This window comes from Bacillus sp. FSL E2-8887, assembly GCF_038007205.1.
Classification (GTDB): Bacteria; Bacillota; Bacilli; order Bacillales; family Bacillaceae_G; genus Bacillus_A; species Bacillus_A mycoides.
The window spans coordinates 3,210,159-3,237,139 of the sequence record NZ_JBBOWS010000001.1 but is presented as its reverse complement, the minus strand read 5'-3'; the positions used below and the strand labels follow the sequence as shown (position 1 = coordinate 3,237,139).

30 protein-coding genes are annotated in these 26,981 nt (G+C 35.0%); 21 read left to right on the top strand and 9 right to left on the bottom strand.

The window, feature by feature from the left end; genetic code table 11:
• The first annotated feature begins 377 nt into the window (after positions 1-377).
• The 6 genes from NSQ08_RS16445 to NSQ08_RS16420 all read left to right on the top strand — a co-directional run bounded on the left by NSQ08_RS16445 (position 378) and on the right by NSQ08_RS16420 (position 7,805).
• Positions 378-1,505, top strand: coding sequence for an alkene reductase (locus NSQ08_RS16445; protein ID WP_340776963.1), 1,128 nt, complete (start codon positions 378-380; stop codon positions 1,503-1,505).
• Between the two features lie 67 nt (positions 1,506-1,572).
• Positions 1,573-3,141 (top strand): FMN-binding glutamate synthase family protein, encoded by a 1,569-nt coding sequence (locus NSQ08_RS16440; protein WP_340776961.1) that lies wholly within the window; start codon positions 1,573-1,575, stop codon positions 3,139-3,141.
• A 325-nt stretch (positions 3,142-3,466) separates the two neighbouring features.
• Positions 3,467-4,945 carry a sodium/proline symporter PutP gene (putP, locus tag NSQ08_RS16435; protein WP_140152287.1) on the top strand — a complete coding sequence of 493 codons (1,479 nt, stop codon included), beginning with the start codon at positions 3,467-3,469 and terminating at the stop codon, positions 4,943-4,945.
• A 341-nt stretch (positions 4,946-5,286) separates the two neighbouring features.
• A complete protein-coding gene (locus NSQ08_RS16430) occupies positions 5,287-6,225 on the top strand; it encodes a ring-cleaving dioxygenase (RefSeq protein WP_088031073.1) in 939 nt (312 codons plus the stop codon).
• 27 nt (positions 6,226-6,252) lie between these two features.
• Positions 6,253-6,867 (top strand): alpha/beta hydrolase, encoded by a 615-nt coding sequence (locus tag NSQ08_RS16425; protein ID WP_002087830.1) that lies wholly within the window; start codon positions 6,253-6,255, stop codon positions 6,865-6,867.
• A 137-nt stretch (positions 6,868-7,004) separates the two neighbouring features.
• Positions 7,005-7,805: a phosphotransferase gene (locus NSQ08_RS16420; protein ID WP_340776950.1), complete on the top strand. Its 801-nt coding sequence runs from the start codon at positions 7,005-7,007 to the stop codon at positions 7,803-7,805.
• Positions 7,806-7,941: 136 nt separating this feature from the next.
• On the opposite strand, the gene NSQ08_RS16415 is transcribed toward NSQ08_RS16420, so the two are convergent.
• Entirely contained in the window at positions 7,942-9,474 is a 1,533-nt protein-coding gene (locus NSQ08_RS16415) for a BA3702 family sensor histidine kinase (protein WP_340776947.1), read from the bottom strand.
• Between the two features lie 236 nt (positions 9,475-9,710).
• Here NSQ08_RS16415 and NSQ08_RS16410 point away from each other — a divergent pair, with 236 nt between their 5' ends.
• Complete coding sequence (locus NSQ08_RS16410; RefSeq protein ID WP_002033526.1) at positions 9,711-10,082, top strand: VOC family protein; 372 nt, start codon at positions 9,711-9,713, stop codon at positions 10,080-10,082.
• 20 nt (positions 10,083-10,102) lie between these two features.
• Here the strand turns inward: NSQ08_RS16410 and NSQ08_RS16405 are convergent, their stop codons facing one another.
• Complete coding sequence (locus NSQ08_RS16405; RefSeq protein WP_000251329.1) at positions 10,103-10,912, bottom strand: YitT family protein; 810 nt, start codon at positions 10,910-10,912, stop codon at positions 10,103-10,105.
• A 143-nt stretch (positions 10,913-11,055) separates the two neighbouring features.
• Between NSQ08_RS16405 and NSQ08_RS16400 the strand changes: the two genes are divergently transcribed.
• From NSQ08_RS16400 to NSQ08_RS16390, 3 genes are read left to right on the top strand one after another with little or no spacing between them, the layout of a single operon-like run.
• Entirely contained in the window at positions 11,056-11,859 is an 804-nt protein-coding gene (locus NSQ08_RS16400) for a protein phosphatase 2C domain-containing protein (RefSeq protein ID WP_340776942.1), read from the top strand.
• A gap of 15 nt (positions 11,860-11,874) precedes the next feature.
• Entirely contained in the window at positions 11,875-12,327 is a 453-nt protein-coding gene (locus tag NSQ08_RS16395) for a peptidoglycan recognition protein family protein (protein ID WP_002033528.1), read from the top strand.
• A gap of 17 nt (positions 12,328-12,344) precedes the next feature.
• Complete coding sequence (locus NSQ08_RS16390) at positions 12,345-12,596, top strand: DUF2164 domain-containing protein (RefSeq protein WP_002087817.1); 252 nt, start codon at positions 12,345-12,347, stop codon at positions 12,594-12,596.
• Positions 12,597-12,618: 22 nt separating this feature from the next.
• On the opposite strand, the gene NSQ08_RS16385 is transcribed toward NSQ08_RS16390, so the two are convergent.
• A complete protein-coding gene (locus NSQ08_RS16385) occupies positions 12,619-12,831 on the bottom strand; it encodes a CsbD family protein (RefSeq protein WP_000160409.1) in 213 nt (70 codons plus the stop codon).
• 171 nt (positions 12,832-13,002) lie between these two features.
• On the bottom strand, positions 13,003-13,815 hold the full coding sequence (locus NSQ08_RS16380; protein ID WP_340776934.1) for a GNAT family N-acetyltransferase: 813 nt from the start codon (positions 13,813-13,815) through the stop codon (positions 13,003-13,005).
• Between the two features lie 152 nt (positions 13,816-13,967).
• On the opposite strand from NSQ08_RS16380, the gene NSQ08_RS16375 reads away from it, so the two are divergent.
• The 6 genes from NSQ08_RS16375 to NSQ08_RS16350 all read left to right on the top strand — a co-directional run bounded on the left by NSQ08_RS16375 (position 13,968) and on the right by NSQ08_RS16350 (position 20,518).
• Complete coding sequence (locus NSQ08_RS16375; protein WP_012261408.1) at positions 13,968-14,171, top strand: hypothetical protein; 204 nt, start codon at positions 13,968-13,970, stop codon at positions 14,169-14,171.
• Between the two features lie 456 nt (positions 14,172-14,627).
• A complete protein-coding gene (locus NSQ08_RS16370; protein WP_033709350.1) occupies positions 14,628-15,416 on the top strand; it encodes a helix-turn-helix domain-containing protein in 789 nt (262 codons plus the stop codon).
• Positions 15,417-15,586: 170 nt separating this feature from the next.
• Entirely contained in the window at positions 15,587-17,200 is a 1,614-nt protein-coding gene (locus NSQ08_RS16365) for a long-chain fatty acid--CoA ligase (protein WP_340776929.1), read from the top strand.
• A gap of 123 nt (positions 17,201-17,323) precedes the next feature.
• Positions 17,324-17,899: a biotin transporter BioY gene (locus tag NSQ08_RS16360; RefSeq protein WP_002014265.1), complete on the top strand. Its 576-nt coding sequence runs from the start codon at positions 17,324-17,326 to the stop codon at positions 17,897-17,899.
• A gap of 65 nt (positions 17,900-17,964) precedes the next feature.
• Positions 17,965-19,428 (top strand): acyl-CoA synthetase, encoded by a 1,464-nt coding sequence (locus NSQ08_RS16355; protein WP_340776926.1) that lies wholly within the window; start codon positions 17,965-17,967, stop codon positions 19,426-19,428.
• Positions 19,421-20,518, top strand: coding sequence for an acetyl-CoA C-acyltransferase (locus tag NSQ08_RS16350; RefSeq protein ID WP_340776923.1), 1,098 nt, complete (start codon positions 19,421-19,423; stop codon positions 20,516-20,518). The genes NSQ08_RS16355 and NSQ08_RS16350 overlap by 8 nt, the downstream gene beginning before the upstream one ends.
• An 8-nt stretch (positions 20,519-20,526) precedes the next feature.
• Here the strand turns inward: NSQ08_RS16350 and NSQ08_RS16345 are convergent, their stop codons facing one another.
• Complete coding sequence (locus NSQ08_RS16345; protein ID WP_340776921.1) at positions 20,527-21,108, bottom strand: DUF6434 domain-containing protein; 582 nt, start codon at positions 21,106-21,108, stop codon at positions 20,527-20,529.
• 104 nt (positions 21,109-21,212) lie between these two features.
• Between NSQ08_RS16345 and NSQ08_RS16340 the strand changes: the two genes are divergently transcribed.
• Positions 21,213-21,656, top strand: a complete 444-nt coding sequence (locus NSQ08_RS16340; protein WP_340776918.1) for an NUDIX hydrolase — start codon at positions 21,213-21,215, stop codon at positions 21,654-21,656.
• A gap of 193 nt (positions 21,657-21,849) precedes the next feature.
• Here NSQ08_RS16340 and NSQ08_RS16335 read toward each other — a convergent pair whose 3' ends face one another.
• On the bottom strand, positions 21,850-23,052 hold the full coding sequence (locus NSQ08_RS16335; protein ID WP_340776915.1) for an alanyl-tRNA editing protein: 1,203 nt from the start codon (positions 23,050-23,052) through the stop codon (positions 21,850-21,852).
• 133 nt (positions 23,053-23,185) lie between these two features.
• Here NSQ08_RS16335 and NSQ08_RS16330 point away from each other — a divergent pair, with 133 nt between their 5' ends.
• Both NSQ08_RS16330 and NSQ08_RS16325 read left to right on the top strand, forming a co-directional pair.
• Positions 23,186-23,578, top strand: coding sequence for a hypothetical protein (locus NSQ08_RS16330; RefSeq protein ID WP_002137716.1), 393 nt, complete (start codon positions 23,186-23,188; stop codon positions 23,576-23,578).
• Positions 23,579-23,662: 84 nt separating this feature from the next.
• On the top strand, positions 23,663-24,901 hold the full coding sequence (locus NSQ08_RS16325) for an MDR family MFS transporter (protein WP_061676016.1): 1,239 nt from the start codon (positions 23,663-23,665) through the stop codon (positions 24,899-24,901).
• A 45-nt stretch (positions 24,902-24,946) separates the two neighbouring features.
• Here the strand turns inward: NSQ08_RS16325 and NSQ08_RS16320 are convergent, their stop codons facing one another.
• Positions 24,947-25,333 (bottom strand): Hsp20/alpha crystallin family protein, encoded by a 387-nt coding sequence (locus NSQ08_RS16320; protein ID WP_002033545.1) that lies wholly within the window; start codon positions 25,331-25,333, stop codon positions 24,947-24,949.
• Between the two features lie 125 nt (positions 25,334-25,458).
• Positions 25,459-25,602, bottom strand: coding sequence for a small acid-soluble spore protein P (locus tag NSQ08_RS16315; protein WP_002014281.1), 144 nt, complete (start codon positions 25,600-25,602; stop codon positions 25,459-25,461).
• A 121-nt stretch (positions 25,603-25,723) separates the two neighbouring features.
• Here NSQ08_RS16315 and NSQ08_RS16310 point away from each other — a divergent pair, with 121 nt between their 5' ends.
• On the top strand, positions 25,724-25,987 hold the full coding sequence (locus NSQ08_RS16310; RefSeq protein WP_002014282.1) for a hypothetical protein: 264 nt from the start codon (positions 25,724-25,726) through the stop codon (positions 25,985-25,987).
• Positions 25,988-26,033: 46 nt separating this feature from the next.
• Entirely contained in the window at positions 26,034-26,759 is a 726-nt protein-coding gene (gene pdaB / locus NSQ08_RS16305; RefSeq protein WP_012261402.1) for a polysaccharide deacetylase family sporulation protein PdaB, read from the top strand.
• Between the two features lie 37 nt (positions 26,760-26,796).
• Here pdaB and sspO read toward each other — a convergent pair whose 3' ends face one another.
• Positions 26,797-26,946 (bottom strand): small acid-soluble spore protein O, encoded by a 150-nt coding sequence (gene sspO, locus NSQ08_RS16300; protein ID WP_002033549.1) that lies wholly within the window; start codon positions 26,944-26,946, stop codon positions 26,797-26,799.
• Positions 26,947-26,981 lie beyond the last annotated feature (35 nt).

Below are 26,981 nucleotides of genomic sequence, written 5' to 3'. Positions count from 1 at the left end.
GTCTTTTATTAGTTCCTAAAATTTCGTTGGTATAATTAAAAAACAAATGAATTATTGAAACCTCGTTAGTGTAAGTTTGAACATAGTACATTGGAAACAGGTTCTTTTTGGTTAGTAAATAGTTAAATAATTAATTACCGATATATTCTATATTAATAAAACTAGAAAAAAAGAAAACATCCACTTAATAAGTATTTTCCTCATCCACTTACTGGACATTAGAATAAACAGTAGATTCCTGAATTTCAGAATCCTTAAAGTTAAAAACGGTTAGTTATATTATACGAATATTCATACGTAAGAGCGTATAAATTGACGTTACTATCTAAAAGTAAGTATGATGCGATTATAGTTAGATTTTTTTAGGGGGAAGAAAAATGACAAGTTCAAATAATAAAGCGGCAAGTATTTATGAAGGAACAAATATAAACGCTTGGGGGTCTTTTGAAAATATTGAAGAAACGAAGTTATTTCATCCGATTCAAATTGGATCTTGGTCTCTTCGTAATCGCATAGCGATGGCGCCGATGACGAGATGTTTTGCGGATCATGAAACGGGAGTCGTTGGTACTGATGTGGTAGAGTATTATAGAAAACGTGTAGCTGATGGAGTTGGCTTAATTATTACAGAGGGAATCGTCATTAGCCCAAGGGCAAAAGGTAATCCAGGAGTACCAGGTATTTATACACAAGAACAAATCGATTCGTGGAAGCCTGTTACAGAGGCAGTACATAAAGAAGGTGGAACGATTATTGCCCAAATATGGCATGTTGGCCGTATGAGTCATCACGAGATAATTGGTGGTCAAATGCCGCAAGCACCGTCTGCTATTGCCGCGGAGGGTAATGTTCCGCGTTTTCGTAAACCGTTTGATACACCAGAAGCAATGACAATAGAAGAAATAAAAGAAGTTGTCGATCAATATGCACAGGCTGCAAAAAACGCAATCGAAGCTGGATTTGATGGTGTAGAAATTCACGGTGCACACGGATATTTAATTGACCAATTTACTTATGAATTTGCGAATAAACGTACTGATAAATACGGCGGTGACTTAAAACAAAGGTTAACGTTTATGAAAGAAGTTGTTCAGGCTGTAATTGAAGCAGTTGGAGCTGATAAAACGCTTCTTCGCTTCTCTGCCTTTAAAGGTGATAATCCTACTTATATGTGGGAACATCCTGAACTTGCAATTGAAACGTTTGTAAATATGTTTAAAGAAGTTGGATTAACGATGATTCACCCTTCAACGATGAATTATACGGCAGTTATTGCTGACGGTAAGAATTTTCATCAATTAGTAAGAAAGTATTGGGATAGTACTATCGTAGGAGTAGGTAATTTGAATCCGAAAGAGGCAGAAGAAGCACTGCAAGAAGGAACAATTGATGTAGCGGCGTTCGGAAGACCATTAATCGCTAATCCAGATTTTGTTCAGCGAATTAAAAATCTTGAAAGTTTGGTTGAATATGACGCGAAAGAGCATCTTGCTACATTAATTTGAATAAAGATAAAAGGAGAACACATCAGGTGTTCTCCTTTTATTATGGATTTTCATAGGAGGAAGCGGGATGAGTGAAACGCTACTCGTTATTATTAGTATATTGCTCTTATTGATGTTACTATTAATCATTTTTTTTATTATTACATTTTTTATTAAAAAACGGACGCATCATTCTATATTAAAGTTACATCCATACTTAGGAAGGATGCGTTATTTACTTGAAAAGATAGGACCGGAATTTAGGCAATATTGGTTTGATCATGATACGGATGGAAAGCCCTTTTCACGTTATGATTTTCAAAGTGTAATGTTTCTAGCAAAATACCGTTCAGAAATACTCGGTTTTGGATCAAAACGAGATTTTGATGCATCTGGATATTATATCGCTAATACATTATTTCCGAAATTAACAGATGAATTAAGTGTGAATGTAACGAAAGAACGTGAAGGGAAAAAGTATGTGATTCATAAAGAAGGGTTATTTTCACGAAGAGAAAAATTGACAGCGGATACAACGAATCTTTGGTTATATGAAGAAGACGATGCAATTATCGTCGGTGAAAACCGCAAATATCCGTGGAAACTGTATGGTATGTTTGGCGCATCAGCAACTTCTTACGGTGCGATTGGCGAAAATTATATTTTGGCAAGTGGATTTGGCGCGAAGATGGCTGGCGGTTCATGGATTAATACGGGGGAAGGTGGTGTAATACCGGAACATTTACATACGGGTGCAAATATCGTTGCCCAAATTGGTCCGGGATTATTTGGATACCGTGACGAGGACGGGAATTTTTCGATGAAGGAATTTATGGAGAAGGCGAAAGAAAGTAATATTAAAGCGTTTGAATTGAAATTTGGGCAAGGTGCGAAAATACGTGGTGGTCATTTAGAAGGACAGAAGGTAAATGAGAAAATCGCTTCCGTTCGGAAAGTACGAGAAGGAGAAACGATTAATTCGCCAAATCGTTTTTCATTTATTAGTAGTGCCGCAGAGGCTTTATATTTTATTCAAGATTTACAAGAAAACGGTGGTAAACCAGTGGGCATGAAAATTGTAATTGGTCAACAGAAGCCTTTGGAAGATTTATTAAAAGCAATGAAAGAATTAAACATCTATCCAGATTTTATTACAATCGACGGTTCAGAAGGTGGATCAGGGGCAACATATAAATCGATGGCAGATAGTATGGGGCTTCCGCTTATACCGGCATTACTTACATTTATTGATACAGCAAATCATTACGGTGTCAGGGATAAATTAAAGGTGCTTGCCTCCGGGAAATTAATCACGCCAGATAAAGTGGCGATTGCTTTAGCTATCGGTGCAGATGCCGTAAATTCAGCACGCGGATTTATGATGGCAAGCGGTTGTATTATGGCACTTCAATGTAATTCAGGGCAATGCCCATCTGGGGTTGCAACTACGAATCCACACTACCAAAAAGCATTAGATCCGTATGAGAAAAAATGGCGAGTAATGAACTATGTTATTAGTATGAGATATAGTTTGTTTTCATTAGCGGCAGCAGCAGGGGTAAAGAGCCCGCGCCATTTAACGAGAGAGCATATTGTGTTTAAAGATGAGGTGGGGCGGATAGTTCCTCTTTCAGAATTGTTTCCTACTAGTAAATAGAAGATAAGCTATGTTTAATAAATTAAAAGTCATACATTCGTATGGCTTTTTTCTTTTAAAATTCAACTAATAAACGAATGAAAATAAGGTGTGAAAAAACGCCATTTTGTTTTCTGAATATTTTTACTTTAATTTATTTTAAAAACCGGGTAATCCACTGGGATAAAGGCGTTTATAAAGGTTTTCACATGTAGTGAAAAGGGCTTGTTCACTTGAAAGAACAAAAAATGTTTGTTAAGGTAGGGAACCATAAGCGAAAACAAGAAAATAGAAAAAGTCATTTTTCGAAATTTTGAATGGCTTATATAACTAAGGGAGAGATTTGGTGAAGATTGAGATTATGGTTTCGCTTGCTATTTATATGGCAGGTATGTTGTATATCGGTTATTGGTCTTATAAGAAGACATCCGATTTATCAGATTATATGTTAGGCGGAAGGGGACTCGGTCCAGCAGTTACAGCTTTATCAGCTGGTGCTTCTGACATGAGTGGTTGGATGCTAATGGGATTACCTGGTGCGATGTATGCAACAGGATTATCAAGTGTATGGATTGCGATAGGTTTATTAATAGGTGCTTATGCAAACTATTTAATTCTTGCCCCGCGTTTGCGAACGTATACAGAAATGGCAAATGATTCAATTACGATTCCAGATTTTTTAGAAAATCGGTTTAAAGATCGTACGAAAATACTTCGTTTTGTCTCCGCTATCGTCATTTTAGTGTTTTTCACATTTTATGCGTCAGCTGGTTTAGTTTCAGGTGGACGTTTGTTTGAGAATTCTTTCAATCTTGATTATAAAATTGGTTTATTTGTAACTGTCGGTGTCGTTGTTGCTTATACATTATTCGGTGGCTTTTTAGCAGTAAGTTGGACCGACTTTGTGCAAGGTTGTATTATGTTTATTGCTCTTGTGTTAGTGCCAATTGTAGCTTTTACAGATGTCGGTGGTGTAACAGAAACATTCAATACGATTAAGCAAGTTGATGCATCGCATTTAGATATGTTTAAAGGTACTACAATTCTTGGTATTATTTCATTTTTAGCATGGGGTCTTGGGTATTTTGGTCAACCGCATATTATTGTTCGCTTTATGGCAATTACCTCTGTTAAAGATTTAAAAACTTCTCGTAGAATCGGTATCGGTTGGATGACGATTTCAATTATAGGTGCAATGCTTACTGGTCTAATTGGTATTGCTTATTACGCTAAAAATAATGAGAAATTACAAGACCCAGAAATGGTCTTTGTAACATTCTCAAACATTTTATTCCATCCGTATATTACTGGATTTTTATTGTCAGCTATTTTGGCTTCGATTATGAGTAGTATTTCCTCGCAATTACTCGTTATTTCAAGTGCTGTAACGGAAGATTTCTATAAAACATTTTTCCGTCGTAACGCAAGTGATAAAGAACTTGTATTTATCGGTAGACTGTCAGTATTAGTAGTAGCTATGATCGCAGTTGTTTTAGCGTATCATCCAAGTGATACAATTTTAACACTTGTCGGTTATGCTTGGGCAGGATTTGGTTCAGCATTCGGACCCGCCATTTTATTAAGTTTATATTGGAAGAGAACGAACAAATGGGGCGTTCTTGCTGGGATGATTGTAGGTGCAGTAGTAGTAATTACTTGGGTACAAATTCCAAGTTTAAAAGCGACAATGTATGAAATGGTACCTGGATTCTTCTGTAGCTTATTAGCTGTTATTGTTGTAAGTTTATTAACGAAAGAACCAGTTAAAGCAATTCATCGTGAATTTAATGAGATGGAAGCAGTGCTGGAAGAGGAAATGAAATAATTAGCGAAGAGAGTAAATGATAACTAGCATTTACTCTCTTTTGATTTAAAATGAAAATAAGTAACTTGTTGACAACTAAAAGTAAGTAACTTATAATAAATATTAAGTTCAAGATAATTTATTTCCGAATAAAGATTTCAGATGGAGTAAATATTTTTTGGGGATTATCTCGAATTCGAGATGAATTCAGTGATATAGAAGATAATGCGTAATTTCACAGCTTATATCTCGAATTAAAGATAAAATTATAATGATGGATTTTACTTTGCAGTATGGACAAAATGAATAATGAATTTTAATGTATACAAGTTTTTAAAATGAAATAAAAAGGGGCGGAGAAAATGGAAAAGAAAACGATGGGAATTCATCACATTACAGCAATCGTAGGACACCCACAAGAAAATGTAGATTTTTATGCTGGTGTGTTAGGTTTACGTTTAGTGAAACAAACAGTGAATTTTGATGATCCAGGCACGTACCATCTTTATTTTGGTAATGAAGGAGGAAAGCCTGGAACAATTATTACGTTTTTCCCATGGGCAGGTGCTCGTCAAGGAATTATTGGTGACGGTCAAGTAGGCATTACGTCTTATGTCGTACCAAAAGGCGCAATGGAGTTTTGGGAAAATAGATTAGAAAAATTCGATATTTCGTATACAAAAATGACTCGATTTGGAGAGCAGTATTTAGAATTTGATGATCCACATGGTTTGCATATAGAATTAGTAGAAAGAGAAGAAGGCGAATTAAATAATTGGACTTTTGGGGAAGTTACGCCAGAAGTAGCAATTAAAGGATTTGGCGGTGCTGTTCTTTTATCTGCACAACCTCAAAAAACAGCTGAATTGTTAGAGCATGTTATGGGTCTTGAGAAAATTGGAGAAGAAGGTGAATTCGTTCGATTCCGTTCTTCTGCTGATATTGGGAATATTATCGACTTGAGGCTATCGACAATCGGGCGTGGCCAAATGGGTGTTGGTACAGTTCATCATATTGCTTGGAGAGCGAGTGATGATGCTGATCAATTAGACTGGAAAGAGCATGTGTCTCGCTTTGGATATGGTGTAACCCCTGTACAAGACCGAAACTATTTTAACGCAATTTATTTTAGAGAACACGGCGAAATCTTATTTGAAATTGCAACAGACCCTCCTGGTTTTGCCCATGACGAATCTTTAGAGACGATGGGTGAGGAGTTAAAATTACCGGATCGATATGAACAACATAGAAAACAAATTGAACAGACACTCTTACCATTTGAAGTGAGAAATCTAGATTAAAGTGATTGAAAGGGGAAAAGGAATATGATGAAACATGTTTTTCAAAAAGGAAAAGATACGTCAAAACCAGTGTTGTTATTGCTTCATGGTACAGGAGGAAATGAATTAGATTTATTACCGCTTGCAGAAAGAATTGATCGGGAGGCTTCTGTATTAAGTGTTCGTGGAAATGTATTAGAAAATGGGATGCCTCGTTTCTTCCGCCGATTAGCAGAAGGTATTTTTGATGAAGAGGATCTTGTTTTCCGTACGAAGGAATTAAATGAATTTTTAAATGAAGCAGCAAAAACATATGAATTTGATAGAGATAATATCGTAGCTGTTGGGTATTCAAATGGAGCAAATATTGCGGCGAGCTTATTATTCCATTACGAAAATGCATTAAAAGGTGCAGTCCTTCATCACCCAATGGTGCCTAGAAGAGGAATAGAATTACCTAATTTAGCAGAGAAATTCGTATTTATCGCTGCTGGAACAAATGATCCAATTTGTTCACCTTCTGAGTCAGAGGAATTGAAGATGCTATTAGAAAATGTAGATGCTAATGTAACAATGCATTGGGAAAATAGAGGACATCAATTAACGATGAATGAAGTAGAGAAGGCAACAGAATGGTATGAAAAAATATTTTCACATGCATAAATAGTAGACTAAATCGAGTGTAAAATCATAAAGATTTTATACTCGATTTTTTTGTTGTAATTTAAGGGGTTAAAAGAGAATAGGAAAGTTATGTTAAAATATAAAGAAAATGTAGAATAATGGAGGGGGACTATTAGATGTCAAACTACGAAAATGAAGAAATGCTAACGGGAGGGAATGTCTCAAACGTATATCGTTCGGAAGATACTGTTCGACGAGAATTAAAGAAAGGCAGTACCCGAATTCATAAGCTATTAAACCATTTGGAAAACAAAGGTTTTAGTTATGCACCAAAGTTTTTAGGTATTGATGATAAAGATAGAGAGATATTATCATTTATTGAAGGAGAAGCTGGTAATTACCCTTTAAAAGAGTACATGTGGTCTAATGATGTTTTAAAAGAAATAGCGAAGATGCTCCGTCTTTATCATGATGCTGTGAGTGATTTCCCGTTATCAGATGATTGGAAACCGATGGATAATACTCCAAATAAAATAGAGGTTGTATGCCACAATGATTTTGCAATATACAACATTATTTTTAATAACGAAAAACCAGTAGGTATTATTGATTTTGATGTTGATGTTGCTGGTCCTGGACCAAGACTTTGGGACATAGCCTATACTCTTTACACTTGTGTCCCATTAAGTAGAGTTTATTATAAGGAAACAGGTGCGGCGGTTTATTATAATTCATTACAGCATGCAGACCGCATAAAGCAAAGAGTTAAATTGTTTTTTGAGTCCTATAAAAGTGATGGCATCGCCGAGGATTATTTGGAGATGGTACTTCTACGATTAGAAGGATTATGTAAATACATGAAAAGAAAAGCACTAGAAGGCGATATGAACTTCCAAAAGATGATAGATGAAGGGCATCTTGAACATTATGAAAATGATATTCAGTTTATTCGTAAACATGGAAAAGAGTGGGTTTAATAAAATAAATCGTATACAAAAATAAAGCTCAGAGTCATATAGGGACTTTGAGCTTTTTAACGTATTAGTGTAGATGTTTTCCACAATAACCCGACTACTTATAACAGATGTCTTTTACTATATTAATGTAGCATAGTTATGAGTTTGTTACAGGCTGAGCTGTAGCAATCGGTAATTGGATATCGACAGTTGTTCCTATGTTTAATTCACTGGAAATGAATAATTTTCCGTGATGCTCTTGAATGATTTTATAGCACATCATTAAGCCAAGGCCAGTTCCTTTTTCTTTCAAGCTATAAAAAGGTTCGCCAAGACGAGCCATGCGCTCTTCAGGAATCCCACAGCCTTCATCCATAATGCGTATTGAAACAAAATCATTTTCTAACGAAGCTGTTTGAATGAATATGTTACCACCATCAGGCATCGCCTCGATTGCATTTTTTAATATGTTAATCAAAACTTGTTTTAATTGATTACTGTCACATTGAATGTCAGAAATATAATCGAAATGATCCATGATGATATGAACGCTATGCATAATTGCTGTTGGTAAAATAAAAGTTACAACTTCTTCAATTAATGTTTGTACGTTGCATGTATGAATGGATAACACTTGTGGTTTAGACATCGCCATAAATTGGCTTGTTATAGATTCCATTTGTGAAATTTCACTCAACATAACGTCCACATACCATTTATTTTCCTCATTTATTTCTGGATGTAATAACGTTAAAAATCCTTTTAATGAAGTGAGCGGGTTTCTAATTTCATGGGCAATTCCAGCTGTCAGTTGTCCTACTACTGCAAGTTTTTCGGATTTCCGTAATAACTTTTCAGTTTCTTTTAGTTCGGTAACGTCTCTTCCCATCACTATAAGACCTTTGCGTGAGCCATCAGGATGGAAGAGTGGGACTTTTGAAATGCTTAAAACTAGGTCGAAATCATTTCTATGTATAATAAATTCCTCTCCGTGAAGAATTTGTCCTTTTTGCCATGTTAGTTCATCGACTTCTTCACAATGCAAAAAAGATTCGCGGTATGCTTCGTTATATTGAATGAGTTCATTATCTCTTTTTCCATGATAAGGAACGTTATGGAAATTGAAACAAGAAAGCGCATAGTCATTCGCTTCAAGCCAGCGTCCTTCATGATCCTTAAAAATAACAAATGCAGGCATTGAATTCATTAATGTGCGTAATCGTTTCTCACTCTCTTGTAATACTTTCTCAATTCTTTCTGATTTTTCAAGGGGTTTCATAATGGCGTATACACCTGTTAAACGGTTTTTAACAAAAATAGGAACTAATTTTGTTACGGCATCTAGTAAATATCCGTCTTTATGATAAATAGAGACGATATACTCTTTTTGATTGTCAGCTGCAGCATTTTTTATGTATTGTAGCACTTGATCAGAAATATGTGCTTCTAAAATAGAAGTGATTGTTTTTCGCTCTAATTCGTTAGAAGTATAACCTAATATTCTTTCCGCAGAGGGGTTAATATGTAAAATAACTCCTTCTAAATTCAATGAAATAATACTATCAGGGTTATGTTCAAAAAGAGATGCATACATTTCTGCTAAAGAACGATTTTGTATATGGTTTCGCAAGCGCTCCGATACGTTTGGGTGACGCTTTTTTTGAGTAGATGAATGTTTTTTACGACTCATAATATTTCCTCCGTACAACTAGCATCTAAAAAAGATGAATCTAGTACTAACTATAATATAGGTGCAATGTGTATTTCTATAAAAAATGGAAATTATATAATAAATTTTCTTTTTTATTTTTAGTGGAAGGTAAAAAAGGGTAGTAATAAGAGAATCTTATATTGCTTTATTAATATTTTCTAAGTTACATGAATGTATTTTCGTTATAACATTAGAATAGAAGAGGGGGAAGGAATATGAAAAATTATATTCAAGGAATTGATCATGTACAAGTAGCGGCGCCAGTAGGATGTGAAGAAGAAGCGCGAGAATTTTATGGTAATAAAATTGGTATGGAGGAAATCCCAAAGCCAGAGGAATTAAAGAAGCGTGGTGGGTGTTGGTTTAAGTGTGGAAATCAAGAGATTCATATCGGAGTTGAGCAAAATTTTAATCCAGCTAAAAAAGCGCATCCAGCTTTTTATGTTTTGAAAATTAATGAATTTAAACAAAGGTTAATAAAGCAAGGTATTGAAGTAATAGATGATCATGCGCGACCAGATGTAATCAGATTTTACGTGTCAGATCCGTTTGGAAATCGAATTGAATTTATGGAAAATAAAAACTAGGTGAAGGTCCACCTAGTTTTTTACACTTTTCTAAACAATCCTAATACTTCAACAGTCTCCGTAATATTAACGAATGCATGAGGATCAATTTCCGAAATCGTTAGTTTCATACTTGCTAATTCTTCACGTGAAACGACTGTCATAAGTACACGTTTTTTTTCGTTTGAATAAGCACCTTCACCATCAAGTAACGTAATTCCACGTACTACAGTTGAAAGAAGCTTTTTTTTCATTTCTTCTGCTTGATTTGTTACAATCATAAGTGTAACTTTACGATGTTTCGTATGAACGGCATCAATTACTTTACCAGTTACATAAATTGAAAGTAAGCTTGTAAGGGCAACATCCCAAGTGAAGAAAAATCCTGCAATGACAACAACAACAGTATTTAATGCAATAAGGAATCCACCAAGTTTAATATCTCGCTTACGAGATAACAACATACCGATAATATCAAATCCACCAGTTGAACCATGGCAGTTAAAGACAAGACCAATACCAGCTCCGGCGATGACACCGCCAAATACAGATGATAAAAGTGGATCTGTTGCTACGACTTTTACTGGAACATAGTATAATGCAACAGATAATACAATTACAGAAACAACCGTGTTAAAAATTACTTTTTTTCCAAGACCTATGTATCCTAAAATAAGGATAGGTAAGTTCAATACAAAGTTAATAATACCTGTGTTTACAGGGGTTACAATCCCTAAAATAATAGCAATTCCGCCAATTCCACTACTTAAAATTTTATGGGGGATAAGGAAAAGATTAAAGGCAATTGCGATAATAATAGAACCAAAAATAACACCAAGAAATCTGACCATCTCTTTCCCGTCCTTCACTAAATAATCATATTATTTCAAGATTATATATGAAATTGAAAGTTTTTTGGGAAAACAGTTTATTTCGGAAAATTAGATTAATCTAAATAGTTCGATTGTTTGATAAATTGGGAGGGGATACAGATATGAAGATAACAACATATCAACAGAAAAGTCCTTTAAAACAAGAGTGTGAGGATTCATTTTTTTGTAATGAAGATAAAATGATTTACGGTGTATGTGATGGAGCAACTCCGCTCGTCCCGTTTTGTGATGAAAAAGGACATAATGGAGCATACATCGCTTCGCATTTATTTGCAAGTCATTTTACTTCGTTACGGGAGATTAATAGTTTACAAGGTGAAGTTGCAAAGGCGAATGAATTATTGCAAAACAAGATGCTAGAGTACAAGGTTGATACGAGAAAAAAAGACCATCTGTGGTGTACATGTATTGCAGCAGTTCAAATAGAAGGCGAAAAACTTGAATATGCACAGTTAGGTGATTGTATGATCGTTGCAATACTTCAAAATGGGGCGATGAGAGTATTAACGAAAGATACGGTTCAAGGAATTAGTAAACGTGCAAAAAAGAAGAGAGAGGAAGATAGAGAAAAGGGATTACCTGTACCTGAGGAACACGTTTTTCAAGATGTTCGGGAGCAGTTAAAATACAATCGCTATCTTGCAAATATGCCAAACGGCTACTCAGTTGCAAATGGGATGAAAGAAGCTATGGATTATTTACAATATGGTGAATTACAGGTAGCTGAAGTAAGTGGGATTTTTATTTGTTCAGACGGATTGTTTCACCCCGAGTGGTCGTTAGAGCAAACTGTAGCATATATAAGAAAAAATAGTATAAAAGAATATGTAGCAATCATTGAAAGGTTAGAAGGAGAAAATAGAATAAGACCAGATGATAAAACAGTTATTATGATCGATTTGTAAGAGGAGGATGTTCATATGGAAATTAAATGTGCAAATTTAACATTTCAAAATGAGTTAGTTCCTTTAGAAAAAGTAAATAAACTGATCATCCACCATACGTCAGAAGATGGCTGGGATGTGTATAAAACTCACGAATTTCATCAAAAGGTAAGAGGATGGAGCGGGATTGGTTACAATTATTTTATTGAAGAAGATGGAACTGTAGTCGAAGGGCGAGGTTTACATATTGGAGCACATGCGAAAGATAATAATAGTGACACAATTGGAATATGTATGACGGGAAATTTTGATAAATATGATCCAAATACTGCACAAATGAATTCATTATATTCTTTATGTAAAATGTTTATGAAGCAGTTTGCCATAGAGAAAGGAAATATACTCGGCCATAGGGAGTTAGAAGGGGTTACAAAAACTTGTCCAGGAAATCGCTTTTCTATGGTAGAGTTAAGAAAAGTATTATCTTAAATATAGAGGAGTAACGAATGATGATGAACATAAAAATACCGACTGATAAAAAAGAAGAGCTTGTAGCACAAATTCAGCAATTTTTCGTTGAAGAAGATTTAGATGAAATTGGACGTTTCCAAGCAGAACGTTTAATAGAGGAAATGATTAAATTAGTTGGACCATTTGCATACAATCAAGCAATTGGAGATGCAAGAAAGCTTGTAAGTGAGAAATTAACGAATATTGAAGAAGATTTGTATGTGTTAGAGAAGAATGAGGGTAAATAAAAAGAGCCAGATGGCTCTTTTTTTATTTGTTTTCTTTATGTTCTTTATATTCATGTACTTTTTCTTTTACATTACCGACAGTATCTTTAGCAGTGCCTTTCACCTTATCCCATTTTCCCTCGGCTTGTAATTTTTTATTGTCAGTTACTTTCCCGACAACTTCCTTTACTTCACCCTTTACCTTATCAATAGCACCTTCTACTTTTTCTTTTAAACCATGATCATGTTTAGTCATACATTTCTCCTCCTTGTAGTTTGAGTAGAATTCTCTTTTCATATTGCAAGTTGAATGATGTATCTAGTAATAGCGTAACAAATTTAGTTTGAATATTCAAATGAGTAACAGGATAGAAAGGTAATTGTCATAAAATGTATACATTCGTAATGGAAAGAAAAAGAAAGTTAATTATATGTCTTTCGCAGTCCATATTGATTTTGTATAAGCAATTTTCATATGGGCACGTTCCATATTATTTTGACTGCCGCTACCGAATCTTGCTTGTCCAACTATTAAATTACAATTGGATTCAAGAGCGGTCTCAATTCGTTTTTGAATTAATACGGTATGACAACCTTTACGTTGAAATTCTGGCAAAGTAGCAGAAGCAGCTAATGAAGCAACACCTTTATTTATATAAAGTACCCCTATACTAGCAGGAGTGTTTTGAACTTCGGCTATGAAAAAATGCCAGCCGGATTTATTGTAGAGAATTTCGTTATTTTGGTGCACACCATATTTTGTAAAGGATGGCATGTTAAATCCACGTACATATATGTCTGCAAAAATATCAAATTCATTTTCTTTTAGTTGGCGTACTGAAATGTTAGAAGGCAGCAGCGATGAGTCTTCTCTTGGTAAACTATATAAAGCGGTATGGAAGTTAGATTGATAAAAATCTTTTTGAGATAAGTATTGAAATAATTCAGTTGCACCTTGCGCTGGTGTAATTTCAAAACGGCAAGGGATTTGTAGTGATTGATAATAAGCGATGATTTCATCTATCTCATCTGTATTTGTAAAGGTAACGCCTTTTACTGTGTTAAAAGCAGGACCAGCAATTATTTTTGATGAAAAGGCAGTGGCACTCCCGAACTTTTTCGTTTGTACTTGCATTGGGTTGCCGCTTATTGTTTGTAGTGCCTCTAATCTAGAAGAAAGCATATGTATTTCTGCGTTTTCAATTTCTTGTGCTGTATTGACTGTCATAATTGTACTCATACGATTCCTCCGTCAATTAATATAGTTCATAGTACATATACGATTTTTCTTCTGAGATTCCTATTGAAATGTAAGAGAATAAGAGGTTTTTTGGAAGGGAAATGGAAGCGAACTGTCGAAGGGAGTGGAAACAGATTAAAGGTGGTGCTCTCATGAAACAGAAAGACGTGCAGACATGCTCTCATTGCGGTTCTCAAAACATAGGAGAAGGTGAGTTTATCGGTTATGCACAAATACGGAAAAAGGAAACGATGTTCACATCTTCACCAGTGGATGCTTATATTTGTACAGATTGCGGGAATATCCTTTCATTAAAGGTACGGAATTATGAAAAGTTTAAGCAGAAGCCGTTATGATTGTTAAGAAGTGGTAATATAAAACGTCGTATACGAAAGATCTTACATTAAGTTAATTTAATAAAAGTGACATTTTACATATATATGAGTACGGCTTAAAAAAAGAGATAAAAACATATACTGTATGAGATGCTCATCATTCATTACATGAAGCAGAAAAATATATAGAAGAAAAAGTAGTCATCTTAGAATGGTTCATAACGAAAACTCCTTTAAATGAATAAAGGAGTTTTTTTATTTTTTACAACAATAATTCCCTTTAATTGTTATAATTGGTCATTAAGAGTAATTATTTTATTAACGCCATAATTATAGAAGAAAAACAGCTAAATCGTATTTAAAACCGCTATATAACACAATCGCAACCGTAAGTTGACAAAGTGCAACCGCAGGAAGATAGAGATAAGGGCAATGTTTACATACAATTTAGGTAAGAAAACAAAGGGGGACACACATATGGGATTTGGTGAAAAGCTTTTTAAATTAAGAAAGGAAAAGGGCCTTTCTCAAGAAGCGTTAGCTGAAAAATTAAACACAACAAGGCAAGCAGTTAGTAAATGGGAAAACGGTCAAGGATTTCCTGAAACTGAAAAGTTAATAATGATTGGAAATGTATTTGAAGTATCACTCGACTATTTATTAAAAGAAACTGCTGAGCAAAGTAATGAAAATGTGGATGGCTATTACGTAAGTCAGGAAATGGCAGAAGGGTATATAGTGTATGGGCAAAAAATTTCTAAATATATTGCGTTAGGATTTAGCTTGCTTATTTTATCTACAATACCGTATTTATTATTTAAAGAAAATGCAACAATGTCTACATTCCTTGTCATTATCATTGCTGTCCTTGGAATTGGAGCAATGATGGTACCTGTAACTATAGAAGAGAGTCGATACAATGTATTAAAAAAAGAAGAATTACTATTTGATCCAAACTTTTTAAAAGAATTGACAAAAAGATATGCGACTATTAAAAAGAAGTATGCTGCAGTAGTAATTGTTGGACTTTGTTTCATAGCAGCAGGAGCGATACCATTTTTATTTGAGAAAAAACGAATTACTTCAGGAGAGCTCGTGCAGTATTATCCTTATTGTGTTGTACTTATTGCTATCGGGTTTTATCTTTTTGTTCGTGTTTTAGGAGTGTTAGAGACGTATCGGATTTTAGTAGAAAATAAAGAATATAGTAATCGTGTCATTTTTAAATTAAAAAAGAAAGTAAGAAAAAAGGTAGATAGTTTTTAAATAGGAGAGAACCATGTTTTGTATCGTATGTATTCAAAACATGGTTTTTATTTATTAGAATTATTTCCAAAGAAATAATTCAGAAAATACAGAAAAATATCGTAATTATTTGTGGAAGTCTGTTATAATATACAGAAATGAAAACGCTTTAAAGGGAGGCTATAAACAATATGATGATGAATGTACCGCTAACAATTAGTTCTATGATGGAAAGAGCAGAGAAACTGTTTTCGAAGAAAGAAATTGTTTCACGGACACATGATACAGTTACGACGTTAACGTATAAGCAGTTAGGTGAAAGGACGAGAAGACTTTCAAGTGAGCTAAAAAAATTAGGAATTAAAGAAGGCGAGCGTATAGGAACGTTAGCGTGGAATCATCATCGACATGTGGAGGCGTATTTTGCTATTCCAGGTATTGCTTCCGTTTTACACACAATTAATATTCGTTTATCTCCTCAACATATTTCATACATTATTCAGCACGCAGAAGATCGCATTTTACTCATTGATGAAGATCTCGTACCACTTGTTGAAAATATTCAATCACAATTATCAACTGTACAAGCCTACATTATTATGACTGATAAAGACGAACTTCCAAAAACTACACTGGAGCCTGTATATCATTATGAAAAGCTATTAGAAGAAGGAGATCCCAATTTCCAATTTGTAAAAGATATTGATGAAAATACACCTGCTGGTATGTGTTATACGTCAGCGACTACAGGGAATCCAAAAGGTGTTGTTTATACGCATCGTAGTACGGTTTTGCATTGTATGGCACTCGGTTTAGCCGATACAGCTGCTTTATCGGAAAGTGATGCGGCTATGGCAATTGTACCGATGTTCCATGTGAATGCTTGGGGGCTTCCTTTTGCAGCTACTTGGTTTGGAACTAAACAAGTTCTGCCAGGACCAATGTTTACTCCAAAAATTTTATTAGAGATGATTCAAGCTGAAAAAGTAACGATAGCAGCAGGTGTGCCGACAATTTGGCTCGGTGTATTACAAGAGTTAGAAAATAATAGTTACGATTTATCTAGTATAACGAGAATATTATGCGGTGGTGCTGCTGCACCGAAAAGCGTTATTAAAGCATTTGAGCAAAAATATAATGTTCCTTTCGTACATGCATATGGTATGACTGAAACAAGCCCGCTCGTAACACTTGCACGTTTAAAAAGTTATGAAACAGAATTATCATATGAAGAGCAATTAGAAATCCGCTCAAAACAAGGATATCTTGTCCCTGGTGTAGAGATGAAAGTAGTCGGTACAAACGGTGAAGTGAAGTGGGATGGTACTGAGATGGGAGAGTTATGTTTACGAGCACCTTGGATCGCTGAAAGCTATTATAACGATGATCGTACTGTCGAAGGTTTTCGTGATGGTTGGTTATATACAGGAGATGTCGTTACGGTTGATGAGGAAGGCTGCGTGAAAATTGTTGATCGTACGAAAGATGTTATTAAAAGCGGAGGAGAATGGATTTCTTCAGTGGATCTTGAAAATGCTTTAATGGCACATGATGCTATATTTGAAGCGGCTGTCGTTGCAATTCCTCATCCGCAGTGGCAAGAACGCCCAGTCGCCTGCGTTGTTCAAAAGAAAAATAGTACGGTTACAAAAGAAGAAATATATGAGTTTTTAAAACCGCAGTTTGCTAAATGGTGGTTACCGGACGATATTGTATTTATGGAGGAAATTCCGAAAACATCTGTTGGGAAGTTTTTAAAGCAGGCGCTTCGGAAAGAACTTGAGCATTTGCATAAAGAGAAATAATTGAATTTACATTTGTAAACTTATGTGGAAATAAGGTTGACAAAGAGTGGATAGAAAGATAATATAACTCCTATAATATGTTATCTAAAATCTAATTTAAGTTTACAAATAGGAGAAGCAAACATGAATACAAAAAACTTAGTTTTCGTCGCTTTATTTAGTTCTATTATGGGAGTGTTAGGGTTAATACCTCCAATTGCTCTTGCTATTACACCAGTTCCAATTACATTACAATCACTCGGTGTTATGCTTGCTGGTGGGTTGTTAGGCTCACGTCTTGGTGCGTTAAGTCAGCTTATTTTTTTACTTATAGTTGGAGTTGGAGCACCATTACTTGCTGGTGGGCGCGGGGGACCAGGTGTATTTGTTGGGCCAAGTGCAGGATACTTACTTGGTTATATCGTTGGAGCGTTTGTCATTGGATATTTAATTGAGCGTTTACGTGAAGTTTCTATTATAAAAGTACTATGCATTAATATAATTGGTGGTATTTTCGTAGTTTATGTATTTGGTATCATTGTCCAAGCTTTCGTAATGGATATTTCCGTATGGGAAACGATGAAAGTAAGTGTCGCATTTTTACCAGGTGATTGCATAAAGGCGACTATAGCAGCGATTCTTGTGACAAGATTACATCGCTCATTGAAACATATTATTACGCCTGCTTTGAAGAATAAAAAAATTACAAATGCAGGGTAAGAAAAAGGAGAAACACGTTACTTGCGTGTTTCTTTTTATTATTTTGTAAAGAAAGGAAGTCTCATATGGGGATTACAAAAGAATATAAAAAGTATGCCTCTTTACAACCAAATAAAATAGCGATTAAAGAAAACGATAGAGTATTAACATATAAAGAATGGTTTGAGTCAGTGTGTAAAGTAGCAAAATGGTTGAATGAAAAAGAATCGCAGAATAAAACGATAGCAATTTTATTAGAGAATAGTATGGAATTTTTACAAATATTTGCGGGTTCCGCTATGGCTGGATGGGTTTGTGTGCCGCTAGATATAAAATGGAAACGAGATGAGCTTAAAGACAGACTAGTGATTAGTAAACCAGATGTTATTGTGGCGGAGCAGTATAGGCTTAGTGATATATCGTGCGAAGAAGGAAGGATTATTGAGATTGAAGAATGGAAAGAAATGATTGAGAACTATCTTCCTACATACTATTCTGTAGAAAATGTACAAAACGCTCCTTTTTATATGGGATTTACATCGGGATCAACAGGAAAGGCAAAAGCATTTTTACGTGCACAACAGTCGTGGGTTCATAGTTTTGATTGTAATGTACATGACTTTCATATGAAAAAGGAAGATTCTATTTTAATAGCAGGGACACTTGTTCATTCTCTTTTCTTATACGGGGCAATAAGTGCATTGTTTTTAGGGCAAACGGTACACATAATGAGAAAGTTTGTACCAGTTCAAGTGCTATCTAGTATAAGGATAGAGAATATTTCTGTAATGTATACAGTTCCTACAATGCTTGAGTCTTTGTATAAAGAAAATAAAGTAATTGAAAGTGAAATGAAAATTATTTCGTCAGGAGCGAAATGGGAAGCTGAAGCAAAAGAGAAGATGAAGAATGTGTTTCCTTATGCAAAAAGATATGAGTTTTATGGTGCGTCTGAGCTAAGCTTTGTAACGGCATTGGTTGATGAAGAGAGTGAAAGAAAACCGAATTCAGTAGGGAAACCTTGTCATAATGTACAAGTTCGAATATGTAATGAAGCAGGAGAAGAAGTACAGACAGGTGAGATAGGAACTGTGTATGTGAAAAGTGATCAATTTTTTATGGGCTATGTATCGGATGGAGCTATAATCCCGCAATTGTCCGAAGGTGGCTGGATGACAGTGCAGGATGTGGGCTACCAAGATGAGGAAGGCTTTATATATATTGTTGGTAGAGAGAAGAATATGATTTTATTTGGAGGAATCAATATTTTCCCAGAAGAAATAGAAAGGGTATTACAGACACATCCAGCTGTTGAAGAAATAGTTGTGGTTGGTGTAGAAGATAGTTACTGGGGTGAAAAGCCTGTCGCTATCGTAAAAGGAAGTGCTACAAAGCAACAATTAAAGAGTTTTTGCTTACAACGATTATCATCTTTTAAAATACCGAAAGAATGGTACTTTGTTGATGAAATACCTTATACAAATAGCGGGAAAATAGCTCGCAATGCAGCAAAAAGTATGATTGAAAACCGGGAGAAGATACATGAATAGGGCGGTTATTGTAGAAGCGAAAAGAACACCTATTGGTAAAAAAAACGGGATGTTGAAAGATTATGAAGTTCAGCAATTAGCAGCACCACTTCTTACGTTTTTAAGTAAAGGAATTGAGAGAGAAATAGACGATGTTATATTAGGGAATGTTGTTGGACCGGGAGGTAATGTTGCAAGACTATCTACTTTAGAAGCGGAACTTGGTTATCATATTCCTGGTGTAACGATTGACCGGCAATGCGGCGCTGGATTGGAAGCAATTCGTACTGCGTGTCATTTTATTCAAGGGGATGCAGGTAATTGTTATATTGCTGGGGGCGTAGAGAGTACAAGTACGTCACCTTTTCAAAATAGAGCGCGGTTTTCACCTGAAACAATTGGGGATCCAGATATGGGATTAGCGGCTGAGTATGTTGCAGAGCAATATAACATAACAAAAGAGATGCAAGATGAATATGCTTGTCTTAGTTATAAAAGAACGCTGCAAGCATTAGAAAAAGGATATATACAAGAAGAGATATTACCTCATTATTTTAATGGATTATTAGATGAATCTATAAAGCGAGAAATGAATTATGAAAGAATGATTAAGAGAACGAAACCTGTATTTTTACAAAATGGAACGGTAACAGCAGGGAATTCGTGTGGTGTAAATGACGGGGCATGTGCTGTTCTTGTAATGGAAGAGGGGCAAGCTCGGAAATTAGGGTACAAGCCAGTTCTTCGTTTCGTTCATAGTGCTGTAGTTGGAGTTGACCCAAATCTTCCAGGAACTGGTCCGATATTTGCCGTACAAAAACTACTTAGAGAAATGAATTTAGTAATAGAAGATATTGATTGTATTGAGATGAATGAAGCGTTCGCCGCTAAAGTTGTTGCATGTGCGCAAACGTTACAAATTCCGTATGAAAAGTTAAATGTAAATGGTGGTGCGATTGCGCTTGGTCATCCGTACGGTGCATCTGGAGCTATGCTTGTAACACGTTTGTTTTATCAGGCTAAAAGAGAGCATATGAAATATGGAATTGCGACATTAGGAATTGGTGGGGGAATTGGGCTTGCTCTTTTATTTGAAAAAATAGAAGACTAGCAAGTTAACTAGTTTTCTACTTTTTGAGGAACATAAACATTGCTACCAGGTTTTGCTTTTATTTCATTCCAAGCAGCGATAGCATCAGCTTTTGATTTTTCTTTGTTATTTGGATCTTCGAAAAAGTCGCGAGTAAAGCGATTGTATTCAAACTGTGTACCGATAGTTGTTTTATAGGATGGTTCTTTTTTACGTTCGTTTTCTTCGTACCAAAACGTTATCGCGTCTTCATATATTTTTCCAATATTCTCTTTAAAAAACTTTTGAAGAGCTACTGTAAAGCGAAAGTTTGCTCCAATTTTTTCTTTGAAAAAAGCACGCACATCTTCACTACAGCGGTGATTTTCAGTAATAATTGTTTGAAGAGAAAGATCTTTATAAGAGAGGGAAGCTTTACTCACTTTTTGATGAGAACTGTTTTTTAATACTTTACCCGTAGTTAAATAATGTGAGATACGCCCGCTTATTTCAATCTTAGAGCCACTAGCTGGTAAATCATGCTCACGACAAAATGTTTGCAGTTCTGTTTTTAACCAATAATAGTTTTGGAAATCTTCAAGAGATATAGACTTTGTTAAAGGTGGGCGCATGCATATAACAACTTATTTCTTCCATAATTTTCTTTAATTATAAAACATACGTTCTTTTTGTGGAAGGATTAATTTATAAATTTAATGGGAAGAGGAGATTACATATGGAAAATGTAATGCAAGTTCGTGTTACTGGAATTTTAATTGAAGATGAAAAAGTATTGTTAGTAAAACAAAGAGTCGCTAATCGGAATTGGTCTTTACCTGGAGGAAGAGTAGAGAACGGTGAAACGTTAGAAGAAGCGATGATTCGAGAAATGAGAGAAGAAACCGGATTAGAAGTTAAGATTAAGAGACTACTCTATGTTTGTAATAAACCAGATGCTATCCCATCTTTATTGCATATTACATTTCTGCTTGAAAGGATTGCAGGTGAAATCAAGCTTCCGTCTAATGAATTTGATCTTAATCCAATTCATGATGTACAAATGGTAGCGATAGAAGAATTGAGTAGATATGGTTTTTCTGAGAAGTTCATTAAACTTGCATCTGAAAAGTTCTTGAACGCAGGAAGTTATCAAGGGTTAAAACAAAATATTGGTTTGTAAACATAAGAGGAGGCTGTTATTTTAGAACAGCCTCCTCTTACTCTATAAGTTGTGTTTATTGTCGTATTTTGTTGAAAAATCGATATTTCTTATAGAATCGTTCATATAATTTCATTTACTGTACTACTGTGCACAAAGCAGAAAAGAGAAGTGGATGTCACACAGTTCAATGACATCCCATTCATAAAATAATCTACACTGCTGACTGTAAAGAAGAAACAAGTTGATTTAAAAACTCATCCCCACTCATAATTGCTTTTCCACCGCCGCGAGCATTCTTTTTATTTCCGCCACCTTTTCCTTCAATAGAAGGGAGGGCATCTTTTAAAAGTGTATTCATATCGAGTGTCACTGCTTTACCACAAGCGAGAATACATTGTAATTTGTCCTCATTTTCAATAACGAAATATGTAATTGCGTGTTCTTGTTGTTCCGTAATAATAGCAGCTAGTTTTGCGACTTCTTGCATAGAGCGATTTGTAAATGCTCGAGAGATAAGTGTTCCAGCGTATATTTCTGCAGGTTGTTGTAATAGTTCATTTGCTTCTACAAATAATAGTTTTTCATTCATTGCTTGTACTGCCTTTTCGTTTTCTTTTTGAGAGGTAAGAAGTTGTGCTACTTTTGCTGGAATATCAGTGTCGCTACTGTTCAATTGTTTAGAAACATCTTTCATAATTTGTTGCTGTTGTCCCATTAATTTAAGAGAGCGCCAACCAGCGATAAATGTTAAGCGTATACCACCTTTATTGCGCTCCCATCCTAGTACTTGAATAGGGCCTACTTCACCTGTATGTTTCGGGTGTGTTCCACCACAACCGTTGTAGTCATAGTTTTCGATGATAACAACCCGTATATTTTCTGTCATAGTTGGTTCTTTGCGAAGGGGTAATGCTTTGGCCTCTTCTAAGTTCATCCATTTAATACGAATAGGGTGGTTTTCAAAAACAATTTGATTAGCAATTTGTGCGGCCTTCTCAACAGTTTCTGTAGAAAGATTGGCAGTTTCTAAATCAATGGTTATAGTTTCTTTTCCAAGATGGAACCCGATTGTCGGTATGTTAAAGTGATCCCAAAAAGCAGCGGATAAAATGTGCTGAGCTGTATGTTGTTGCATATGGTCAAAACGGCGCTCCCAATCTATTTTACCCTCTACTTCTTCTGTATGTAATTGTTCTATTATGAAATGACGAATTTCTCCATTTACTTCTTCAACGTTACTTACCGGAATACCATTTAAAGTTCCAGTGTCATGTGGTTGTCCGCCGCCTGTTGGATAAAATGCAGTTTCATTTAAGACAACATATAAGTTTCCTTCTGTATCATGCTCTTGTTTTATAACTTTAGTAGTAAAGTCTTTCTTATAAGCGTCGATGTAATATAATTTTTTCTCCAATTTTCTTTCCCCTTTCGTGTTAGCTAGTTTCATTGTAAAGCAATTGAAATTAGTTTCCTAATATTTCAGAAGAAAGAAACTTTTTTTAGAATTTTCTTGCTATAATAAGAAGAAAATGCGGGGGGGAATGAAAATGCCATATGAAAACGGCGTAGATAAGTTGCTTAGTTTAAGCAGAAATATTTCCGAATTATATCGAGAATTAAATGAGATGACCCGGATTTTAACGGATTGTAATCGAGAAAGTGTGAAATTTGATAGGTTATATGTAAAGGAGTTACTTTGGAAAAAAGAAGATGTCATAGAGAAGTATGAACAATTACTCGTCCAGCTTTGTATTAATGAATGCTTTGATTTAAAAAGTGTAATTACTGGCGAATATAAGTATACATATGAAGAAGTAGAAAGCATTGTTTTAGAATTTAATGAAAAGTATAATGTAGCTATTTTAATTAAAGATGTTTGTAAAGAACTACAGTTTACATACGGAATTGATATGGAAATAACGAGAACAGCTCGGGTATAAACATCTCAAGTGTAGAAAAAGGAAAAAGAAAGCAGATCCTTTGCTTTCTTTTTTTATGTAAGAAAAGGGAGAGTAGGTTTAAAGATGAAGGGGAAGTTACAAAATATTCATCCACTTGGAATGAGTATCATTATAGGGACATTATTTGCTAGGTTTGCAACTTCAATGAGCATTCCTTTTTTAGCGATTTATTTAACGACTGTTAAAGACGTATCGGCTGGAATGACCGGTGCTATCATTGGAACGAGTGCGCTTGTTGGAGTGTTTGCTAGTTTTATTGGAGGCAATTTATCGGATCGATTTGGTCGAAAGATGATTATAATATGGTCCATGATTGTTTGGGTGTTTGTATTTATAGGATTTTCAGTTGCAGATCATGTTTTGAGTTTCTTTCTATTAAACGCTTTGAATGGATTATGTCGTTCTTTTTTTGAACCGACATCAAGAGCTTTATTATCAGATTTAACGAAACCAGAGTATCGTTTACTCGTATATAATTTGCGTTACGGTGCAATAAATGTTGGAGTAGCGATGGGTCCACTTGTTGGATTACAGATTGGAAGTGCAAAATCAACGATTCCTTTTTTAGTAGCCGCTGGAGTGTACATTTTATATACAGTTATATTAGCGTTTCAATTTAAGAAATATCCACTTGATAAAAAGAAAGTAACTACAGAAAATCCGGTCACAATGTTAAGTGCGGTTCGGATTTTGCGAAAAGACATAGTATTTTTAGTTGCTTTAGTCGGGATTATTTTGAGTAATAGTGGTTTTTCACATTTAACGACGACACTATCTCAATATTTTGCAAACGCACATATATTTCAAGATGGAGTAAAGTTGTTCTCATATATGCTAACTTTAAATGCGGTTACAGTAGTAGTTATTCAATACCCTGTTATTCAAATGTGTAAAAAGTATACGCCGTTAGCATCTATTATGGTTGGAACGTTATTTGTGAGCGGGGGATTGTTTGGATTTGGACTAGTAGAATCTATGTTAGGGGCTGCTATATGTACAATTATTTTTACATTCGGAGAAGTATTAATGTTTTCAATGACAGATGTATTTATTGATGAGATAGCTGTTTCACATTTGAAAGGGACATATTTTGGAGCTATGGGCTTTTCAGGAATTGGAGTAGTAATTGGTCCTTGGTTTGGCGGGATACTTCTCGATCATTATGGATATCAAAATGGCTTTATAGTATTTTTAACATTAGCTATATTTTCAAGCATAGCGTTCCCAGTTCTTTTAGTGACAAAAGGTTTAATGAAAAAAAGATATATTAGAAATTCTAAAATAGAAATACATGCGAAATAACATGAGCCCGAGCAAACTAAAATGTTGCTCGGGCTTATATTTATATCAATCGTTAATTCGAAAAAAGACTTTCTCTTCATGCTTATTGGCAACTTCGTTTTTGGAAATATGAATGGCTAAATATCCATTCTCTAAACAGGCTAGCATCTTGTTATAAATGATATTAGTAGGTAAAGGAACAATCCGCTGTAAAGAAGTGTTTTTATAAAGTATACAAATGTTTAGGCCTGTCTCCATCTTTTTAATGAGTACATTTTGTGCAGTTGCATTTGGTACATCTGTTTCCAAAATGTATTCTTGCTCTGTTTCACAAAGGTCAATATGAATTTGATTTGGAAAACTAAAGTTACTACAAGAATCAGAACAAAATTGATCCATCCATTCTTCGAAACCATCAACATGAAAAAGACAATCCTTCTTTTTCTTGCCCATGAAAGACACCCTCCGTAAAATCTCAATTCATACTATGTTATGCATGAATGAAATAGAGGTGAAGAACAAATAGAAAAATATAAACATTTTATGTGAAAGATACAGTGTGTGTGAATACTTTTGCTTTACATATCATGATGTGCATGATTTTTTTGACGTGAATGATTACGATTTTTAACTTTGTGAGATCCACTTAAAGGTTCGGGCTGTCCAGAAGATTGCCCTTTTTTCTCGTTTTGACGATTAGATTGATTATTGTTTTTACCCATTGTATTTTACACCTCCTCTCCCTATTTAGAATGAGAGAAGTTTGCGAATTTATACGAGAATGTTTTTTGAGAAACGGGTAAAGATAAGTAGGACTAACTCATATAGGAAGGGGAAAGTGTTATGCCATATCATAAAGATAAGCAACAGGCTTTTCAGGCTGCGCAGCAAGGGGTTGTTCAAGCGGAAAATATATTCAATAATATTGTGAAAAATGACCCGAATTACGGCCATGATTTAAAAGAGTTACGCCAAGAAGTGCAAGAGGCGTACGAACAGATTCAAAATGCACTTGAAGTAGCATCAGAAACGCAGCGTCCACAACTTGAGCAATATGAAAGTAATCTCCAAAATATTATGCGAAATGTAGATCAAATAGAAAAGTGAAAAAGGTTGTTGTGAATTCAACAACCTCATTACTTTTAGTGCTACTATGCTGAAACGAAAAATTATTCTATCAATTTTTTCTTTAATTTGTGCAGTACATATATTTCAAGTGGACAAAGTGGAAGCTAAAATGTTGTTAAGAAAAGAGCTAGAGCCAACTGGCTATGTAACATGGGAAGTGCCAAATAATGAAAAAATTATCGCAATTACATTTGATGATGGACCGGACCCAACTTATACACCGCAAGTATTAGAGTTATTACGTCAATATAAAGCGGAAGCGACTTTTTTTATGATTGGCTTTCGAGTTCAACGTAATCCGTACTTAGTAAAGCAAGTGTTGAAAGAAGGGCATGAAATTGGAAATCATACGATGAATCATTTGTATGCGAGTAATTCATCAGATGAAAAATTAGAACATGATATTTTAAATGGAAAGAAATATTTTGAAAAATGGGTGAAAGAACCTTTATTGTTCCGTCCACCAGGTGGATATATTAATGATGCTGTATTTACTACGGCAAAAAGAGCTGGGTATCAAATTGTTCTATGGTCATGGCATCAAGACCCTCGTGATTGGGCGAATCCAGGTACAGAATCCATAGTAAATCATGTTGTGAAAAATGCTAAAAGTGGAGATATTGTACTGTTGCACGATGGAGGAAGTGATCGTAGTCAAACAGTGGCGGCATTAGCAAAAATTTTACCTGAGCTGAAAAAGCAGGGTTATCGATTTGTAACAGTTTCGGATTTGTTACGTTATAAACATTAGAGAAAATCCCAAAAGGTATACCTTTTGGGATTTTTCGTTACTGATTCTTTTTTCGTTTTTTATTATTTTGTCGCTCTGCCGGAGTTAAAGGTTCATTTGCGAACTCTTCATTATAGCCAGTTCCTTGCCCTTGGGCGGATGCAGCATTCATTCCTGAAATAATATGATTGGCTTTTCGTTTACCCATTTTCTCACCTCTATAATGTTTTTTATAGACGAACC

Coding starts and splice junctions, on each gene's coding strand:
- NSQ08_RS16445 (WP_340776963.1), top strand. CDS start 378: ATGACAAGTTCAAATAATAAAGCGGCAAGTATTTATGAAGGAACAAAT.
- NSQ08_RS16440 (WP_340776961.1), top strand. CDS start 1,573: ATGAGTGAAACGCTACTCGTTATTATTAGTATATTGCTCTTATTGATG.
- NSQ08_RS16430 (WP_088031073.1), top strand. CDS start 5,287: ATGGAAAAGAAAACGATGGGAATTCATCACATTACAGCAATCGTAGGA.
- NSQ08_RS16425 (WP_002087830.1), top strand. CDS start 6,253: ATGAAACATGTTTTTCAAAAAGGAAAAGATACGTCAAAACCAGTGTTG.
- NSQ08_RS16420 (WP_340776950.1), top strand. CDS start 7,005: ATGTCAAACTACGAAAATGAAGAAATGCTAACGGGAGGGAATGTCTCA.
- NSQ08_RS16415 (WP_340776947.1), bottom strand. CDS start 9,474: ATGAGTCGTAAAAAACATTCATCTACTCAAAAAAAGCGTCACCCAAAC.
- NSQ08_RS16410 (WP_002033526.1), top strand. CDS start 9,711: ATGAAAAATTATATTCAAGGAATTGATCATGTACAAGTAGCGGCGCCA.
- NSQ08_RS16405 (WP_000251329.1), bottom strand. CDS start 10,912: ATGGTCAGATTTCTTGGTGTTATTTTTGGTTCTATTATTATCGCAATT.
- NSQ08_RS16400 (WP_340776942.1), top strand. CDS start 11,056: ATGAAGATAACAACATATCAACAGAAAAGTCCTTTAAAACAAGAGTGT.
- NSQ08_RS16395 (WP_002033528.1), top strand. CDS start 11,875: ATGGAAATTAAATGTGCAAATTTAACATTTCAAAATGAGTTAGTTCCT.
- NSQ08_RS16390 (WP_002087817.1), top strand. CDS start 12,345: ATGATGATGAACATAAAAATACCGACTGATAAAAAAGAAGAGCTTGTA.
- NSQ08_RS16385 (WP_000160409.1), bottom strand. CDS start 12,831: ATGACTAAACATGATCATGGTTTAAAAGAAAAAGTAGAAGGTGCTATT.
- NSQ08_RS16380 (WP_340776934.1), bottom strand. CDS start 13,815: ATGAGTACAATTATGACAGTCAATACAGCACAAGAAATTGAAAACGCA.
- NSQ08_RS16375 (WP_012261408.1), top strand. CDS start 13,968: ATGAAACAGAAAGACGTGCAGACATGCTCTCATTGCGGTTCTCAAAAC.
- NSQ08_RS16370 (WP_033709350.1), top strand. CDS start 14,628: ATGGGATTTGGTGAAAAGCTTTTTAAATTAAGAAAGGAAAAGGGCCTT.
- NSQ08_RS16365 (WP_340776929.1), top strand. CDS start 15,587: ATGATGATGAATGTACCGCTAACAATTAGTTCTATGATGGAAAGAGCA.
- NSQ08_RS16360 (WP_002014265.1), top strand. CDS start 17,324: ATGAATACAAAAAACTTAGTTTTCGTCGCTTTATTTAGTTCTATTATG.
- NSQ08_RS16355 (WP_340776926.1), top strand. CDS start 17,965: ATGGGGATTACAAAAGAATATAAAAAGTATGCCTCTTTACAACCAAAT.
- NSQ08_RS16350 (WP_340776923.1), top strand. CDS start 19,421: ATGAATAGGGCGGTTATTGTAGAAGCGAAAAGAACACCTATTGGTAAA.
- NSQ08_RS16345 (WP_340776921.1), bottom strand. CDS start 21,108: ATGCGCCCACCTTTAACAAAGTCTATATCTCTTGAAGATTTCCAAAAC.
- NSQ08_RS16340 (WP_340776918.1), top strand. CDS start 21,213: ATGGAAAATGTAATGCAAGTTCGTGTTACTGGAATTTTAATTGAAGAT.
- NSQ08_RS16330 (WP_002137716.1), top strand. CDS start 23,186: ATGCCATATGAAAACGGCGTAGATAAGTTGCTTAGTTTAAGCAGAAAT.
- NSQ08_RS16325 (WP_061676016.1), top strand. CDS start 23,663: ATGAAGGGGAAGTTACAAAATATTCATCCACTTGGAATGAGTATCATT.
- NSQ08_RS16320 (WP_002033545.1), bottom strand. CDS start 25,333: ATGGGCAAGAAAAAGAAGGATTGTCTTTTTCATGTTGATGGTTTCGAA.
- NSQ08_RS16315 (WP_002014281.1), bottom strand. CDS start 25,602: ATGGGTAAAAACAATAATCAATCTAATCGTCAAAACGAGAAAAAAGGG.
- NSQ08_RS16310 (WP_002014282.1), top strand. CDS start 25,724: ATGCCATATCATAAAGATAAGCAACAGGCTTTTCAGGCTGCGCAGCAA.
- pdaB (WP_012261402.1), top strand. CDS start 26,034: ATGCTGAAACGAAAAATTATTCTATCAATTTTTTCTTTAATTTGTGCA.
- sspO (WP_002033549.1), bottom strand. CDS start 26,946: ATGGGTAAACGAAAAGCCAATCATATTATTTCAGGAATGAATGCTGCA.